13 protein-coding genes are annotated in these 17,756 nt (G+C 52.5%); 6 read left to right on the top strand and 7 right to left on the bottom strand.

Translation table 11 applies throughout. The annotated features are described in order from the left end of the window. Positions 1-403 precede the first annotated feature (403 nt). Together ACQZ60_RS16305 and ACQZ60_RS16300 are read left to right on the top strand one after the other, a co-directional pair. On the top strand, positions 404-2,167 hold the full coding sequence (locus ACQZ60_RS16305; protein ID WP_174000638.1) for an ABC transporter ATP-binding protein: 1,764 nt from the start codon (positions 404-406) through the stop codon (positions 2,165-2,167). 40 nt (positions 2,168-2,207) lie between these two features. After that, a complete protein-coding gene (locus tag ACQZ60_RS16300; protein WP_448735624.1) occupies positions 2,208-3,638 on the top strand; it encodes a mannose-1-phosphate guanylyltransferase/mannose-6-phosphate isomerase in 1,431 nt (476 codons plus the stop codon). A 91-nt stretch (positions 3,639-3,729) separates the two neighbouring features. Here ACQZ60_RS16300 and ACQZ60_RS16295 read toward each other — a convergent pair whose 3' ends face one another. From ACQZ60_RS16295 to ACQZ60_RS16265, 7 genes are all read right to left on the bottom strand, one after another. Beyond that, complete coding sequence (locus ACQZ60_RS16295) at positions 3,730-5,823, bottom strand: NAD(+) synthase (RefSeq protein ID WP_187772256.1); 2,094 nt, start codon at positions 5,821-5,823, stop codon at positions 3,730-3,732. Next, positions 5,798-7,888: a class I SAM-dependent methyltransferase gene (locus ACQZ60_RS16290; protein WP_448735623.1), complete on the bottom strand. Its 2,091-nt coding sequence runs from the start codon at positions 7,886-7,888 to the stop codon at positions 5,798-5,800. The genes ACQZ60_RS16295 and ACQZ60_RS16290 overlap by 26 nt, the downstream gene beginning before the upstream one ends. Then, on the bottom strand, positions 7,806-8,348 hold the full coding sequence (locus ACQZ60_RS16285; protein ID WP_149148198.1) for an NUDIX hydrolase: 543 nt from the start codon (positions 8,346-8,348) through the stop codon (positions 7,806-7,808). Before ACQZ60_RS16285 ends, ACQZ60_RS16290 begins: the two co-directional genes overlap by 83 nt. Positions 8,349-8,412: 64 nt before the next feature. Next, complete coding sequence (locus ACQZ60_RS16280; protein ID WP_246669695.1) at positions 8,413-9,195, bottom strand: class I SAM-dependent methyltransferase; 783 nt, start codon at positions 9,193-9,195, stop codon at positions 8,413-8,415. A 61-nt stretch (positions 9,196-9,256) separates the two neighbouring features. Continuing rightward, on the bottom strand, positions 9,257-11,083 hold the full coding sequence (locus tag ACQZ60_RS16275) for a hypothetical protein (RefSeq protein WP_448735622.1): 1,827 nt from the start codon (positions 11,081-11,083) through the stop codon (positions 9,257-9,259). Beyond that, positions 11,080-12,432: a UDP-glucose dehydrogenase family protein gene (locus ACQZ60_RS16270; protein WP_448735621.1), complete on the bottom strand. Its 1,353-nt coding sequence runs from the start codon at positions 12,430-12,432 to the stop codon at positions 11,080-11,082. The genes ACQZ60_RS16275 and ACQZ60_RS16270 overlap by 4 nt, the downstream gene beginning before the upstream one ends. A 34-nt stretch (positions 12,433-12,466) precedes the next feature. Then, positions 12,467-13,447: an NAD-dependent epimerase/dehydratase family protein gene (locus tag ACQZ60_RS16265; RefSeq protein WP_174000623.1), complete on the bottom strand. Its 981-nt coding sequence runs from the start codon at positions 13,445-13,447 to the stop codon at positions 12,467-12,469. A gap of 279 nt (positions 13,448-13,726) precedes the next feature. On the opposite strand from ACQZ60_RS16265, the gene ACQZ60_RS16260 reads away from it, so the two are divergent. From ACQZ60_RS16260 to ACQZ60_RS16245, 4 genes are read left to right on the top strand one after another with little or no spacing between them, the layout of a single operon-like run. Continuing rightward, on the top strand, positions 13,727-15,157 hold the full coding sequence (locus ACQZ60_RS16260) for a UbiA family prenyltransferase (protein ID WP_448735620.1): 1,431 nt from the start codon (positions 13,727-13,729) through the stop codon (positions 15,155-15,157). Then, positions 15,154-15,576 (top strand): GtrA family protein, encoded by a 423-nt coding sequence (locus ACQZ60_RS16255; RefSeq protein WP_448735619.1) that lies wholly within the window; start codon positions 15,154-15,156, stop codon positions 15,574-15,576. The genes ACQZ60_RS16260 and ACQZ60_RS16255 overlap by 4 nt, the downstream gene beginning before the upstream one ends. Then, positions 15,573-16,898, top strand: a complete 1,326-nt coding sequence (locus tag ACQZ60_RS16250; protein ID WP_448735618.1) for an FAD-binding protein — start codon at positions 15,573-15,575, stop codon at positions 16,896-16,898. The genes ACQZ60_RS16255 and ACQZ60_RS16250 overlap by 4 nt, the downstream gene beginning before the upstream one ends. Beyond that, complete coding sequence (locus ACQZ60_RS16245; protein ID WP_448735617.1) at positions 16,895-17,632, top strand: SDR family oxidoreductase; 738 nt, start codon at positions 16,895-16,897, stop codon at positions 17,630-17,632. Before ACQZ60_RS16250 ends, ACQZ60_RS16245 begins: the two co-directional genes overlap by 4 nt. The last annotated feature ends 124 nt before the right edge of the window (positions 17,633-17,756 follow it).

The raw sequence follows: 17,756 nt of genomic DNA, 5'->3' as shown, positions 1-17,756 counted from the left end.
GCGCCATTGTCGATCGCCCACCACTTAGTTCGGGATATAGATTTTGAACAGCGCACTTGTCAACGGCAAGAACCTTCGGGCTGTGCAAAACTAGATGTTTCACACCAACAACCAATCCAAGAACTACTCACATCTAGTGCCCAGCAAAACCAGTGTCCTTGGGCACCACCACCGGAGGGAGATTGACACTTGACGATCACCCATTTAAGTGCACTACACCAATTTCGGATTAGACGTGCCTCGGCATTTGGAACCGGTGTTAAGCTTTGAGTTTTCTGAATATGAAACTTGGGCGTATCATATATGAGCGTTACACAGAACATCACGCCGCTGATTTGGGTTTGTTTGCCTGACGTGATAACACTCGCCAACTGCAGTTTTTGCACCAATTAGGAATATCGCTGTGATCGGATCATTTTTGTCGCAAAACGACAAGAAGCTGCTGGTACGACTGTTCAAAGAGAACTTCAAGAAGCATGTTGGCTGGTACTCCATGGCAATCGCGGCCATGGTTGTCGTTGCCGCGACGACATCTCTTAGCGCCTGGATCATGCGCGATATCGTTAACAGCGTTTACCTGAAGCGTGGCTTCGATGTCGTTCTTGAGATTGCGTTCGCGGTCGCCGCGATCTTCATCGTCAAGGGGCTCGCCACCTTCGTGCAGAGCTATTATCTAAGCAAGGCTGGTAATAGCATCGTAGCGGAGCAACAGCGCAAGATTTACGACCGGCTTCTGAAACAGGGGGTTTCTTTTTTTCAGAACTTGCCGTCCTCCGAGCTACTCATTCGAGTCACCTATAACGCTCAGGCTGCGCGTAGCGTCATCGACACGATCGTAACGTCGTTTGTCCGCGATCTCTTTTCGCTTATCGGACTCATAATCGTGATGTTTGCCCAGAACTTTCTTCTGAGTGCGATCTCAATGATTATCGGTCCTCTTGCGATTTTCAGTGTTCGCCTTGTTCTGCGGCGCGTCCGCAAAATCATGGAGGCGGAACTTGCCTCGTTGGGTGAAATCGTTAATGTCGTGCAGGAGACCAGCATAGGCGTGCGCGTTATCAAGGCGTTCTCGCTCGAGAAACTGATGCGCCAACGCATGGACAAAGCGGTATCGGATGTCGAGCATCGCGCAAATGGCATAGCGAAACTTGAAGCGGCGACAAGCCCGATCATGGAGACGCTCTCTGGCCTGGCGATTGCAGTTGTCATCGCCGTTTCCGGCTACACAGTCCTTGAAAAAGGCGGTTCTCCGGGCGACTTGATGGCCTTCATCACTGCCCTGCTACTTGCTTATGAACCGGCAAAGCGTCTTGCACGCATGCGCGTCCAGATCGAAAGTGGCATGATCGGTGTGCGTATGATGTTTGAGGTTCTCGATGCTCCACTGACTTTAAGCGAGAAAAGCGACGCCGCACCGCTGCCAAAAGCAAGCGGCGATGTGGAGTTGAAAAACGTTGGCTTCGAATACGTTTCCGGTCAGCCCGTTTTGAAAGACGTCAGTGTCCTTTTCGAAGGTGGAAAGATGACGGCACTCGTTGGGCCTTCAGGAAGCGGCAAATCCACAATTATAAATCTGATTATGCGCCTTTATGACCCGCAAAATGGGTTGGTTGAGATCAACGGCATGGATTTGCGCGACGTGTCCTTCGCCAGTCTGCGGGAGCATGTATCCTATGTGGGTCAGGAAACATTCCTGTTTTCCGGCACTGTAAAGCACAATATTTCCGTCGGTCGTGACAACGCTACGGAAGAGGAAATCGTTGCTGCGGCCAAGGCCGCCAATGCACACGACTTTATCATGAAGATGCCCGAGGGTTACGATACCAAGCTTGGTGAAAACGGCTCCGGTCTGTCCGGCGGTCAGCGGCAGCGCGTCGCGATCGCGCGAGCCATGCTTAGAAACGCGGATATTTTGATCCTTGACGAGGCGACAAGTGCCCTGGATTCCGAGTCCGAAGCGCTTGTCCGAGATGCTCTGGAGCGCCTCACGCTCAACAAGACATCAATCGTCATCGCTCATCGTCTTTCCACTATTAACAGGGCAGACAAGATCGTCGTTATGGACAATGGCGAAGTTGTAGAACAAGGTAGCCGCCGTGAACTGCTCTCGGCGGATGGCCTCTATAAGCGCCTGCACAGCATTCAGTTCGATGCGGATGTAGCTTAAACTTAGCAGATCTATAAGGCCGCGTTGGAAAGGTTTTGTTGTGAAGGAACACTCTCGAAAGATCACGCCGGTTCTTCTGGCCGGCGGCGCTGGTTCGCGGCTTTGGCCCGTATCGCGCGATCAGTTGCCCAAGCAGTTTCAGCCGCTGGTCGGCAATCTTTCGACCTATCAGCAGACGCTGCAGCGGGTGGGCGACAAGAGCCTTTATGCCGAGCCGCTGGTGATCACCAATGAGGATTTCCGGTTCTTCGCCCGCCGTCAGGCCGAAGAGATCGATCTGCCGGCAACCGTGGTGCTGGAGCCCGCCCGCCGCGACAGCGCCGCCGCCATGGCCGCCGCTGCCGTGCTGGCCGAGCGCCGCGAGCCCGGATGCCTGGTGCTGGCGCTTGCCGCCGACCATGTGGTGCTCGATGCCGACAAGTTTTCAGAGGCCGTGAAACTCGGCGCAAAAGCCGCCGATCAGGGCAATATCGTCGTCTTCGGCCTGGTGCCGACCGAACCGCGCACCTCCTACGGTTATATCAAGCCGGGTGATGCGATCGATGGCGAAAAAGACCTCAGCACCGTCGACGCCTTCGTGGAAAAGCCGGATATGAAGACGGCGATCTCCTATCTGGAAAAGGGTTATCTCTGGAATTCCGGCAATTTCCTGTTCCGCTCCGATGTGATGATCGCCGAACTGAAGGCCTTCGCCCCGGAGATTCTTGCGGCGGTGACGCAGGCGGTCGAGCAATATGAAAGCGACCTCGGCTTCGTGCGCCTGCATCAGGCAAGCTTCGAGGCTTCCCCGAAAAACTCCATCGACTATGCCGTGATCGAGAAGACCAGACGCATGGCGGTGGTGCATGGCCATTTCCGCTGGTCGGATATCGGCAGCTGGGATGCGATCTGGGAAATTGCCGGCAAGCGCGGCAACGACAATGCGCTGGAAGGCAACGGCGTCTTCATCGATTCCGAAGGCTGCCTCATCCATTCGACGCAATTGCTGACGACGGTGGTTGGCGCGAAGGACATGGTGGTGGTGGCCACCAAGGATGCGGTTCTGGTGGTGCCGAAAAACCGGGTGCAGGATGTGAAGGGTCTGGTGGAGACGCTGAAGGACGGCGAGCACGCACCGCAGACGCAAAGCCACAAGCGCGTCTATCGCCCCTGGGGTTATATCGAACACATGTATGTGGACGAGCGTTACCGGGTGGGCCATATCACGGTCGATCCCGGCCACCGCATCTCGTTCCAGAAACATTATCACCGCTCGGAACACTGGATCGTCGTCAAGGGCACGGCGACGGTGACGATCGGCGAAGAGACGAAGTTGCTGACGGAGAACCAGTCGGTCTATATCCCGATCGGCCAGCCGCACCGGCTTGCCAATGAGGGGCAGATCCCGCTCGAACTGGTCGAAATCCAGACCGGAGCCTATATCGGCGAGGATGATGTCATCCGCATCGAGGACGATTATAAAAGGAAGTGACGAGCGGATATGCTGCGGATAAAAGCGGCGATCTGGATTTCCCCTCCCCGATAAATCAGCGCCCTTCTGGCAGAACGATCTTCTGCGCCCTCTACCCTCTGGGGGGCGGCGTAAGCGCCGCGTCAAGTTCACGTAGCCAGGCATCTGCCGATGCGTCCGAAGGCATGCGCCAGTCGCCACGCGGAGACAACGAGCCACCGGAGCTCGTTTTCGGACCATTCGGAACTGCGCTACGCTTGAACTGGCTCGTTTGAAAAAAGCGCCTTATGAAGACTCTCAGCCACGACCTGATGGTTTCCAGGTCATAATCCCGTCGGTCAGTATCCGCGAAGTCGGATGGCCAGTTACCCATTTTGACATCCCTCCAGGCGTGCCACGCAAGAAAGGCAATCTTGGACGGCCTCATTCCATATCGTACCGTGTAAAAGAGATTAAAGTCCTGGAGCGCATAGGGCCCGACGAAATCTTCAGTCTTCTGACTTGGTGCATCTGCATCACCTGGCACCAATTCTGGGCTGATTTCGGTCGACAATATATTCCGAAGAACTTCGGAAGCTTCCTCACCGTAAAGACCGCGCGCCGCCACCCATCGAATAAGATGTTGAATAAGGGTTTTGGGAACCGAGCAATTGACATTGTAGTGACTCATATGATCACCCACGCCATATGTTGCCCACCCGAGAGCAAGCTCGGAGAGATCACCCGTGCCAAGGACAATTGCGTTGTGCCGATTTGCCAGCCGGAAAAGAAGCGAGGTCCGGGCTCCCGCCTGAACATTTTCAAAGGTGATATCGTAAATTTTTTCACCTTCGGCGGCAGGATGACCGATATCTCTCAACATCTGCATCGAAGCTGGACCTACGTCGATTTCATCCGCCGTCACTCCCAAAGCCCGCATCAAGCGCCATGCATTCGATTTCGTGGTGTTGGTTGTCGCGAAAGCTGGGAGGGTCCAGGCAAGAACATTGGAGCGAGGTAGCTTCAACAAATCCATGGCGTGGAGCGCAACCAGAAGGGCGTGAGAACTATCCAATCCACCGGAAACGCCTATAACCACGCGTTCGATCCCACTGGCCTTCAAACGACGGGCAAGGCCTTGAGACTGTATCTGAAAAGCTTCCTCGCAGAGAGCATCAAGCTGACTTTTGTCATCTGGAACGAAAGGAAAGCGGGCAATTTTTCGCTGCAAGCCAATATCGTTTGCGGAGGGCTGAAGATGAAAACCAATATGCCGATAATCTTTTGGTGCAAGATCGCGCCGATTCGCGACAAGGCTACCATTCCGCAACCTTTCCGCTGCGAGAAGTTCAAGGTCGATATCCGTGACGATCATGCCGGCGCTGGTAGAAAAACGCTCAGATTCTGCCAAAAGAGTTCCAGCTTCATAGACCATTGCATGGCCGTCCCAAGCGAGGTCGGTGGTTGATTCACCAAATCCTGCCGCGGAATAGAGATATGCGGCATTGCAGCGAGCGGATTGCACGCGGCATAACGCGTGACGTTCGGCGGACTTGCCGATAATTGCATTGGAAGCTGAAAGGTTTGCAATAACAGTGGCGCCCGCAAGGGCAGCGAGGGACGAAGGTGGCGTCGGCACCCAGACGTCCTCGCAAATCTCAATCGCCAGCACGAAATTCTCTATATCCTGCGCAGCAAACAAGAGGTCCGTTCCGATCGGAACCGTCGTCCCCAAAAGCTCAATCGTCGCACCTCCTTCAACGATTGCGCCTGATGCGAAGTGCCTTGCCTCATAAAATTCGCGATAATTCGGCAGATAGGTTTTAGGGACGATACCCAAAAGACGACCGCGGTGCACCACGACCGCGCAATTAAGAAGGTGTCCCTGCCAGCGCACCGGCATTCCTACCAGAATCAGAGGTGTGAGCGTCTCGGTGCGCTTTCGCAGCAGTTCGAGAGCTGCTTCCGCCTCATCAAGCAGCGTTTGCTGATGCAGCAGATCATCAATCGAATAACCGGTCAAGCCGAGCTCGGGGAGGACAAGAAGACCAACCGACTGTTCGTCTGCTGCCTCCAATAGCGGTATCGTGGCTGCAGCATTCGCCAGAGGCGAAGCGGGCGAGACCAGATGCGAAGCAACGGCACAACGAAGAAAGCCCTGCGCGTAAGCCGAAGAGAAAGTCGTTGGTGTCACCTGTTTATTACGCGTCATCGTGTTCACTTGCATTCATGCCACCATCAGCAACCACTCCAATGAGAAGCCAGGAGGGGCGCACCCAAAATAAGGAAGAAAAACGCGGACGCCATTGTTTCCAATTCAGCAAAACCGCTTCGACGACGCCCTGCGCAGCACTTTGCTCCGCCAGGATCGAAGGATCCGGACAAAAATCATGCCACATGACAAGCCCACCGGGCCGAACCACCTGCAAGGCCTTTTCAGTGTCGTTGGCCACGACATCAGCCGTGTGACCGCCGTCGATCAGGGCGGTGTCGAAGAAATCGCTATCGAAAGCCGAGGTATCAAACTCTCTGCTGTCGATCAGTAGCTGCGTGACCCGTGAAGCCAGTCCTGCTTCGCGATAAAGGCGTCCAATTCGATTTCCACCATCCGTAACGCCCGATGCGTCTGAATACAAAGAACGCCCCTCGGCATCCTTTTCCCCTTCGGGAAGATTGAGTGTCCACACGTGTGCTTCGGAATGCTGTAAGCAAAGCCGCGCACCAAACCCCTCCCAGGTTCCAAATTCGAGGTGATGCTTTGGGCGAAAGGCGCGGTAGAGTTGCTGCAACACCTTCGCATCATGCACTTCCATGCGAAACTGCGTGAGCGGCATGTTAACGAGGTTTATCGGAGCGCGGAACGAGCAATCCAAACCGAGGCGTTCTCCCAACATATGAGCGTCAACGATTTCGAGCTTGTCTTCAGGCACATCGAAACTCGATGACGGGAAACCCTTGGCGGCCTCACTCAAGGCGATCTCTTTTTGTAAAGGATTCATCGAAGGCGACGGTGTCGCGTTGCGTCGAGCTTCGGCTTGCAGCACAACTGGCTCACTGAAACGTACTCTTGCCACGCCAGGCAGCGTAGGACCCTTTCTGATAACAATACCGCGCAGGTCCTCAACGTTATCAAGAGCTATAGCAATGGTCGCTTCCCCACCTGGGAGCACAAAAGCTTCCGATCCGATGAGTTCTGAAAAACCTTCTCTTACGCAAAGAACTCCAATATCTGCTCCGGACACGCCGACCGACAGGCGCACGATTGCCGGCCCTTCACAAACTGGTTGCACTTTCCAGATCAGGCCATAACCCCAGGCAGGTGCATCAATAATCAGATCACCAGTTTCCTCATCCACAACACCCGCGCCAGTCGACTCGAACGTAGCAGCAACGTCAGCCGCTGATGCAGCCGTCGCGACAAGAACCGGCGAAACATAGACAGGTTCCCGTTCATGTATAAGCCTCAGACCATCAACTGCAACGGGTACGCCTTCAGGACGACGCAAGAGGAAATTTTCGCCATCCATCACGAGAGCCTCGTGATAGCCGACTGATGCCAACCACTCGAGTGCTTGCGAGACGCTCTGCTTTCTTTCCGCCAACGCGTGGTTGAGTTCTACAAGAACCCAAGGGTTAAATTTATCGAGTGTCTGAAGAGACCCTTTCAACACTTCGAGATCGAAACTGTCGACATCAACCTTGAGAAGATCAAGCCTGTCCCACTCCAGACGCTGCATTTCCGCGTCCACTGTAGAGAAAGGAAACTCCTCTACCTCCGCGGGACTGCCCCATACGCGGAATATCGCATCTCGACGGTTCCCTTCCGTCTCTCCCATAGCGATCTGCCGGACTTCGACATTTGAAATCCCATTAAGCTCGAGATTATGCCTGAGCATCCGATGTGTTTCGGTCGGCTCGAACGCGACGACAAAACCTTCCGGCGCACAACGGCCAAAAAGGGCGGAGTAATAACCGATATTGCCCCCGACATCAAAAATCCGCCAATCGCGACCGATATTGCGGACACACCACCGTTTTGTCTGCATCTCACAATAGGGATAGTAGCCTCGCATATGCGCGTAATAGGATCCGAGACGAATTGGCTCCGCCTCGGGAACCATCGTCCAGATCGGAGCCAGATCGAGCTGGATAGCAGGGGCCGAAGCTTCAACATCCAGACCCGGTTGAGATTCGGCGGGGTGTTGCTGTTCAAAATCCGAAGTGTGCTCGGGTCGCGAGCCAGACGGCGAGCTGAGGAAGGATTGTACAATGTCCCTGATCGATCGCCGCATTTATTTCCTCCACTGTCATAACTTTGAGATCAAAAGTTTCAAGATCGTCATGATCAGCGACGCCTACAGGACGACAACCCGTCAGGGCAAAAAGATGCGCGCGCCCGCAGCCCTGATTTCCGCTGACTGTATAACTGCCAAAGCCAATTGCCTGCTCCGCAACATAACCAGTCTCTTCTCGCAGCTCTCGTAGCATAGCCCCGACGGCATCTTCACCGGGCTCCACATGGCCAGCCGGAAAGGTCATGGAATAACAACGCGCGCCGTGCTTATATTGCCACAACGTTAAAATACTGCCGTCCGCCAGAATGGGCACGGCTATCGAATAATCAGGCAAGTGAACTTGGTGATAGTCGTCGACAATGCGGCCATCCGGTAGCGATACAGCCTCGACTGAGAGCGTTACGAAGGGAGACACATAGAGCTCCCTCCGATTTTTGACGGACCAGGCGTTATTCATTGCTGTTTCCGCACCCCGAATTGTCAAACGACTTTCAAAGAGTTCGCGTCAATCTTACTCAGACTCAAATGGGCTTAGCAGTTATCAGCAAATGCCATCCCAAACTCTGCTCAAGCGCACGGAACAATTCCGGCGGCATAGTTTCAAACCAAGGTTGCCGCACATATTCATACTTGACATATTGTTCAATCTGGTAGGGGAAAATGTGGTCCTGCCGAATTTCGGTTGCTTCAAAGCAGCCAGAGAGAAGCTCTTGAACGTCGCGCTCATCGTACGTAAAAGCAATCGGGCACCCTGACTGTGCTTCCGGTTGATCGAGACCAGCTTCAATCATAGCAGCCTTCCAAGACCGCTTTGCATAAAGCATTATCCTCAACTCACCATCCGGCTTGATAACTTTTCGGATTTGCTCGATTACACCTCGCGGATTGGGTGTATGATGAATAACACCAAAAGAGTATACCAGATCGAAATTGTCCTCTGGAAAACCTTCCGTGAGCGATTCCGCATTCAATTGCTGCAAACTTCCGGTTTGTCCAAACACTTCAAACCGTGTCTTGGCGATAGAAAGGCTGGCTTCCGAAAGCTCGATACCAGAGTATATCGCACCGCTACGTGCAAAGTTGACTGCATCAGTACCGATGCCACACCCAACTTCCAGTACCTTCTTGCCATTCCAAAGCGAGAATTCTGCAAATCCGGGAATGTGTGGTTCAACAAAGTACTTCCGGGCTTCTACTTCATCGAAATATTCTCTCGTGCCCACTTCGAGTTTTGAATGTCGAACATTGCAAGGGCGACGATTCCAGTACTCTTTTACGTCATCAATGGTTGCATGGTCGGTCACAGGTGAATCCTTTTATTGAATGATGATAGCAGTTCAGTTACTTAGGTGTGTTTCAACCAGGCTACGCATCAGCAAGTCGAACCCTTTTTACAGTTACACGTTCGAGGGCGACGTTGGATTTTCCTACTGAGTGAAGACGCACTTCAATAGGAAGAGACAAATCTCGCGCCGCAATTTGAAGCGGTAGCGAGATAATTTTTCTAGGGCCAAACAATTTGATTTTTACGACTTCGGTCGTTCTTTCGCCCTGCATAATTTCTAGGTGCAGCTTCGATGTTGGAGAGTGGTTCCAACTTCTACTAAGACTTATATCAACTCTATAATTACCGGGCATCAAATTAGCATAAGGCCCATAAAATATATGTCCGCTAGCACCCGTTGAACGAATTATATTCCCATCTTTCTTCCCAGCAGAACCCGGGAACATTTCGGTAGTCCAATCCTGAGAGTCGACAAATGCTGACCTAAGCAAATAACCGTGCCGCAGCCTAGCAGAAAAAGGCGTTCTGCTGCAGCCAACGAAGCGCTGCATAAGCGATTCGAAACTATTATGAATCGCATTCACGCCGATAATTCGGCGCGGTTCTTTATTTCCTTCCAAGTGATCCCGCTCGTTTGTCACGACGGTATAAAATTGCTCCATCAACGCAGCCGCTGCGTCGCCCTCTACTTTTTTCGGGAGCCCAAAGTTGATTATAAAAGTGTCTGCTTGACCGATAGCTTCCCCATCGTCTTGCCAGTGAGACACATCAGTCAGAAATCCCAAATGTCGCCAACAGCTCGTGAAGAGGTCGTATATCCTATCCTTGGGGCCAAGCCAGACGAGATTAGTATTTCTCGGAGCATTCGCAAATAGATCAACAAGAAATGGAAGTACATGCTCCGGCGTTCCAAGTTCCAGATCGTAAGATTCCGGTCGATATCTTGCTTCAATTAACCCCTTCAGAGGCTGATCGATAGCTTTGCCAAGCGCCTGACGATACGCCATATTCACGGTGTCAGTCAGCCTGATCTCTTCCAGATCAATGCCAGCGAGGCCCCAAGTTTCTGATTGATCCGGTATCTCCTGCTGCTGGAGATTGTGGTAAAAATCGTCAGCACTATTTTCAACGCTCTTGTGTGCATGAGCAGGAGTGGTCTGACGGGTGTGATCACAATGATAGCCAAGAACGAAAGGTAAAGCGTCCTCAATCTTGCCATGGCGCATAACGAGACGCTTTGAAATATTCGCGTCCACATGCCAACCCAAGAGCATCCTTTCGTCGAAACCGTGGATGGAAAAAAGGTCGTCCCGCTTTATCAGCTGAAAATCACCGGGAGCGTCGTAGAGGATGGAGTCCATCCCGTACACAACCTCATTCAAATAAAATTTTTCTCCCGCCTCGCGGGTTTCAGCTATAACCCCGGCCGGATCAAGCCGGTCGAAGCTCTCCCATAGTGTTTCAGGTATCTCGAAACGCGGCGCGCAGTAAAACCCGTCCTTCAGCGCTGCCAACTGCTCCGAGAGGGATTGCGACCCCCGCGGAACGAATATCATGTCCGTGTTGGTCGACAATATCCAGCGATTTGCAGGATTGGACCGTCTGACGGCAGCGTTGCGCGAAATGGGTTCAAGGGCCTTCAGATGCGTACGTGATGCGAAAAGCTGATTGTGAAGACTGGGCCTTATGCGGATAATCCGCAAAAGGCGCTTCGCACGATCCGTCAGCGTGTCACAGATCGCCTCCGGGAAGGTAGGGAAATCGTCCGGCGTGTTGTAATCTACGAAAAGAATTTCATCATTTTCATCAGTTAACACTTCCGCCATGCAATTCAGGCTGAGAGCAGCCCGCTTGTGGAGATTATAGCCGTAGCTGTCGTTCCTTCCGTAGAGGACGATCGATATCATGGCATTACCCGGTTGTGTTTCGCCGCTGCGGCATCTAAGAGCCAATCCCCCATACCGGGCCTGATCAGCGTTATTGCGGCTGAGAGCTTTGCGGCGTCAACGACGCGCCACGGGTCAATGACCGCCTTGGGCCCTGCTGCCGCGATATCGAGATTGCGATAGGCTTTCCACGGCGTCACAATGGCGACCACATCTGCTCCCGCCATGGCGCTTTCCGCATCCATCTTGATCACAATGCCGTCGGCAATTTGATCCGGAAGGCTGACAAGCGCTTGCGGATCCGTAATCCGCACACGATAACCTATGCTAATCAGCTTGTGGGCGAGCGCCAGTCCCTGGCTTTCCTCAATCACCGGCGTTTCCGGCTTATAGGAGAGGCCGAGAATGGCAACCTGCGCCCCTGGATCAGCCGATGCCGATATGGCCCGAACAAGTCGTTCGGTCTGATGATCATTGATTACATCCGTCGCTTCTGCGAGATCCGTACGTGCACCCAGGCTGCGTCCAAGTGCAGCAAATGCCTTATTATCACGCGGGAAACAAGGACCACCATAACCGATGGCTCCCTTGATGTATTTCTTTCCTATACGGCTATCTGCACCGAGAGCATCCGTCACCACGTCTGCATCTGCACCATCGAGATGGTCGCACATGTCTGCGATCATGTTCGCATAGCTGATTTTGGTGGTTACGTAGGTGTTGACGGCGATCTTGCAAAGTTCCGCATTGACCCAGTTCATGCGCTGGAATTCGGGACCGCTCTCCGTCGAGCCACGGTAGACGCTCTCGAGCATATCCCCGGCCTTGGGGTCGCTTTCGCCAATGAGAATCATGTCTGGATAAAGCATGTCGCGAACGACGGTACCGAGCGCGATGAACTCCGGATTATAACACAAGCCGAGATCCGAACCCACTGTGCGACCCGATGCACGTTCAAGCGTTTGCCTCAGAACACCGCCCGTAGAACCAGGCATAACAGTGGAAGTGACAACCACGTTGTGATAACCGATCTTGTCATGCAATGCAGCGCCGATGCTCTCAAGAGCGGAGATCACATAATCATTGCGGAAAAATCGGTCCGGCCCACTTGGCGTCGGTACGATGATGAAAGTGACATCCGACGAAAGCACTGCCTCCCGCATGTCAGTCGTTGCCCGAATGCGCTCACCATGCTCGGTGATCAACTCCTGCAGCTGCGGCTCGGGAACTGGTGCTACACCACGATTGATTGAATCCACGAATGCGGAATTCAAATCCATACCAATGACGTCAAAGCCCTTTTTGGCAAAAACGGCGAGCATGGGCGCACCAAGTTTGCCCAGGCCTATAACGGAGAGTTTCGGCTTCATCTTCATATCTCGCTACGGATCGGGCCGTTGGCCGTCACTTGTTTTTTCCACGCGCAAGCTCGGCCTGGCGCGCAATCCAGGGATAGGTGCGGGCCAGGCCCTGCTCAAGCGTAAGGCTTGGCTCCCATCCCAACTTCTCCCGAATGAGGTCATTATGGGAATTGCGCCCACGTACACCTTGCGGGCCAGGGATATTGCGAATTTCGAGATTCTTGTTGGCAACCCGCATCGTAATCCGGGCAAGTTCATTGATCGAAACCATTTCTTCCGAGCCAATATTCACCGGCCCAGCGAAAGTTTCGCATCGAGTCAGCCGCAGAGTCGCCTCGAGGCACTCATCAACGAAGAGGAACGACCGTGTCTGTAGGCCGTCACCCCAAATTTCGATTGCACCGCCGGATTCAGCCTCTGCGACCTTGCGGCAGAGCGCGGCCGGCGCCTTCTCGCGTCCTCCGACCCAGGATCCTTCCGGACCGAAGATATTATGATAACGCGCGACACGGCATTCCATGCCATGGTTGCGGTTGTAAGCGAGATAAAGACGCTCGGAAAACAGTTTTTCCCAGCCATATTCGCTGTCCGGATTTGCCGGATAAGCGCTGTCTTCCCGCGTTACTGGAGCATTCGGGTCCGTCTGATTATGTTCGGGATACATGCAGGCCGAGGAACTGTAAAAGACCCGCTTTATATTGCGGCGAAAACAGGCATCCAGGACGTTGAGATTGATGGTAGCCGAATTATGCATGATATCGGCATCGTTCTCGCCCGTAAAAATATACCCCGCGCCGCCCATATCGGCAGCAAGCTGGTATACTTCGTCAAATCTGCGATCGATCACCGCACGACAATTGGATTGCTCCCGAAGGTCTGCGATGACGAAATCGTCAGCCTCCGTTGCGGCATATTCCGGGTATTTGAGGTCAACCCCCCTCACCCAAAAACCTTCGCGTTTCAGGCGCTTGACCAGATGTGCGCCGATAAATCCACCTGCTCCGCAGACGAGTGCCGTTTTCATGTGTCTCTTCCCAACAAGAAAAATCCGCAATTATGCGCCCGCAGGAGCTATCAGATTATGTTGGAAGTTTTCAATAGGTTTCGGATTATTTTCGATCTTTTCAGAATGTTTCTGCGTTAACCGGCCATCAATTGATTGCGCGATCCCGCCCTATGCGGTAGGACGCCCCGAGCAGAAAAAACGGCGCCCCACGGCATCCAAGGTCGCATAAATGCACGATAGCGCCCTCTTCTATCGGGACCCGCTGCAAAAAATGTGCTACAAAAGAGCGATGAACCGTTGAATTTCGACACTCGAAAAATTCTCGTCGTTGACCTAGACGGAACCCTTCTCCGAACTGACATGCTATACGAGAACTTCTGGTCGGCTTTTGGCTCGGATTGGCGGTGTCTTTTCAGCGCGATCTCGGCATTGCCGCGTGGGCGTGCCCACTTGAAACGTCACCTAGCATGTGCGGCAACGGTCGATGCCCGTTTCCTTCCTTACAACACGAAGGTACTGGCCTATATCAAAAAATGGCGACGTGCAGGCGGGCGCACCGCTCTTGTCACCGCTTCTGACCAACAAATTGCACAAGGGATAGCCGACCACCTGGGTATCTTTGATGAGGTTCACGGCTCTGACGGCAAGCGAAATCTGAAAGGCGCCACGAAAGCTGCATTTTTGGAAGAACGTTTCGGTGAAACAGGCTTCTTCTATATGGGGGACACTGCTGCTGATTTTCCCGTCTGGGAACGCGCAGAAAAAGCGATCACGGTGGATGTACCTAGGAAAGTACGCACAAAAGTCGAGGCCCTTTGCGACACAGTGGAGCATCTCCAAAGCGAGAAAGAGATTATTAGGCCTTACATCAAGGCCCTCAGGCCTCATCAGTGGTTAAAGAATCTCCTCGTAGTTGTTCCAATGCTTGCCGCGCATCAGCTCGATGGGCCGACAATTGCTTCCTCGACAGCGGCTTTTGTGTGCTTTAGCCTTATAGCTTCCGGCGTGTATATCTTGAACGACTTGCTTGATCTTTCTGCAGATAGAGCACACCCGCGAAAACGAAACCGACCGTTTGCCGCAGGCACCGTTCCCATCGCACATGGAACCTTGATGGCGGGAGCGCTTGTAGGTTTCGGTTCTTTTCTCGCAATTTTTATAGGCTTGAAATTTCTGGCAGTCATGATCGGCTATTATTTGTTGACGACCGCTTATTCGCTCCACCTTAAGCGATTGATTGTTGTTGATATCTGCATGCTTGCCGCACTTTATACGATAAGGATCTTTGCCGGTTCTGTAGCAACGTCGATTGGCATCTCAATCTGGCTGCTGGCGTTTTCTGTTTTCTTCTTCTTGTCGCTAGCCGCTATCAAAAGGCAGGCCGAGTTAATCGACAGCGCAGCGCGGGGCGATCTGAAACCGAGTGGCAGAGGCTATCACGTCGATGATTTGCCTATAATCTCAATGATAGCGATTGCTGCTGGTTACGTGTCCGTGCTCGTGATGACGCTCTATGTCAATTCTCCCGCCGTAGTGCGGTTGTATGCCTGTCCGGAGGCGCTGTGGGGTGTCTGTGCGATACTGCTCTATTGGATCACTCGCGCCGTGATGATGGCACACCGAGGCTTGATGCATGACGATCCAGTGGTCTACGCAGCTAAAGACGGCACCAGTCAAATATGCGCAGCGATAATATTGGCCTTCACGCTGGGAGGTGCATTGTTATGACACTCGGCATCCTGACTCTCAGATATGCGATATTTGCCGTTATCGCCATTTTCTCAAACCTTGCAACGCAACGGATTGTTCTTCAGGCTGGAACTACAGAAATCCATTTTTTTGCAGCAATCGGAATGGGAACGATCGTAGGTCTTGTTATAAAATATGCGCTCGACAAGCATTGGATATTTTACGATCAAAATATGGGATTGAAGAACAACAGCCGAAAATTCACGCTTTACACAGTGATGGGGTTTCTTACTACTCTAATATTCTGGGGGGCTGAAACGGTTTTTTGGCTAGTCTGGCAAACCAATTTCATGCGCGAAGTCGGAGCTATTATGGGATTAATCTTGGGATACATTATTAAGTACAATCTCGACAAGCGTTTTGTCTTCAATGACAAAAACAAAGAAATCGGACTATGAAAATATCCGGCTGGGGTCGATACCCGTTGATAGAGACCCGGCTTTATTTTCCGCGCGATGTGGAAACGCTGCGCGGCTTGCTGAATTCCAAGCACAGCGTAATAGCGCGAGGGAATGGCCGTGCCTATGGCGATAGCGCGATTAATCCGTTCAGCACCATTTCAATGAAGTATTTTAATCGCATGCTTTCTTTCGAAACCCGGACTGGTCAACTTGTGGCCGAGGCCGGAGTGTTGCTGAGCGACGTGATCAAGACATTTCTACCGAGGGGTTGGTTCCCCATGGTGACGCCAGGAACCAAATTCGTTACCTTGGGGGGCATGATCGCCGCTGACGTCCACGGCAAAAACCACCACAAAGAAGGCAGCTTTCGAACGTGTGTCGATTGGATAGATGTCCTAGACGCGAATGGAGAGATTATCCGATGTTCCCGGGATATGAATATTGACCTCTTCGAACACACTTTGGGCGGCATGGGGCTAACCGGGATCATTCTGCGCGCAGCGCTGCGCCTCCGACACGTCGAAACATCGTGGATAAGGCAAACAACCGTGCCTGCTCAGAACCTGGGGGCGGCAATGGAAGTCTTCGAAAAACACAAGGATGCCACTTATTCAGTCGCCTGGATCGATTGCCTTGGGCGCGGAAAGAATTTGGGACGGTCCCTGATTATGTTGGGTGAACATGCGTCGATATCAGACCTCCCTGCGGAGCATGCGAGCAAACCATTCGCGCAACCGCAGAAACGTCAAATCAAATTACCTATCACTTTGCCATCCGGCATATTGAATCGAGTAAGTGTAAGTCTATTCAACCAATTTTACTATAAAAATGGAGCCAGAAAGAACGGCGATCACCTTGTCGATTGCGATTCATATTTTTATCCCCTAGATGCGGTACTTGGCTGGAATCAAATCTATGGTCGGAGCGGCTTCGCGCAGTTTCAATGCGTACTGCCTCTTGATTCTTCCGAAAAAGGTATTTGCGCCCTGCTTGACGCAATTTCCGTTGCCGGAGCCGGCTCTTTCCTCGCCGTTCTCAAGAGACTTGGTCCGCAAAACAGCAAGTTTTCCTTTCCCATGGAAGGTTACACCCTTGCCCTCGATTTCCCGATATCCCGGAAAAATCTTCGTTTGCTGCACCGTCTGGATGACATCACCGTTGAAAATGGCGGGCGTTTCTATCTGGCAAAAGACAGCCGTATGTCGGCCCAAACACTACACACCTCGGATGCACGCGTAGAAAAATTCGTACAGAATAGGGATGAGAATGGCTGGAGAAACCGCTTTATTTCATCTCAGGCAGAAAGGCTCTCCATATGACGAAACCGTCTGTACTCATTATTGGTGCTCGGTCGGATATTGGCAACGCTGTAGCTCATAAATTTGCCGCAAAGGGATATGCTATCCAACTGGCAGCACGTAATGCCGAAAGTCTCGACACTGAGAAACGCGATATCGAACTTCGTTACGGTGTTGGGGTCACGTTGCATGAGTTTGACGCACTTTCCATAGAAACCCATCAAGAATTCCTAAACAACCTTCCCCAATTGCCTGAAATTGCGATATCTACCATCGGGCTGATGGGGCACCAGAAAGAAAGCGAAGCCGATCCCATCACTGCAAGCCATATTATGCGCAGTAACTATGAGGGCCCGGCTAGCATCTTGGCCCTTCTTGCCAACCGCTTCGAACAACGTGCTTCGGGTACGCTGGTCGGGATTAGTTCTGTTGCTGGGGAGCGGGGTCGCGCAACTAATTATATCTACGGCTCCGCTAAAGCTGCTTTCACCGCATTTCTTTCAGGCTTGCGCAATCGCCTAGCCAATCGCGGCGTCCATGTGGTTACAGTTTTACCGGGATTTGTTGCGACCAAAATGACAGAGGGGATGGATTTGCCAGCGGTCCTGACAGCCAGTCCAAATGAGGTCGCAGTTGCGATAGAGCGCGCCGTTCTGCGCAAAAGAAACATCGTCTACGTACGTCCTGTTTGGCGGCTGATCATGTTAATCATCCGCAATATCCCCGAGCGTCTTTTTAAAAAGATGAAGATATAAAGATCATATATTCATACGTTTATTCGCGAAGATAACACACCTGATCGCAATCAGGTCAATACCGGCGCAGCCCTTACATAGCAATTAAGACATCGTCGCTGGAACGGCGACGGAGAAACAACCA

It is taken from the genome of Agrobacterium sp. 22-223-1, assembly GCF_053522385.1.
This window is presented reverse-complemented; position numbering and strand designations above follow the sequence as displayed.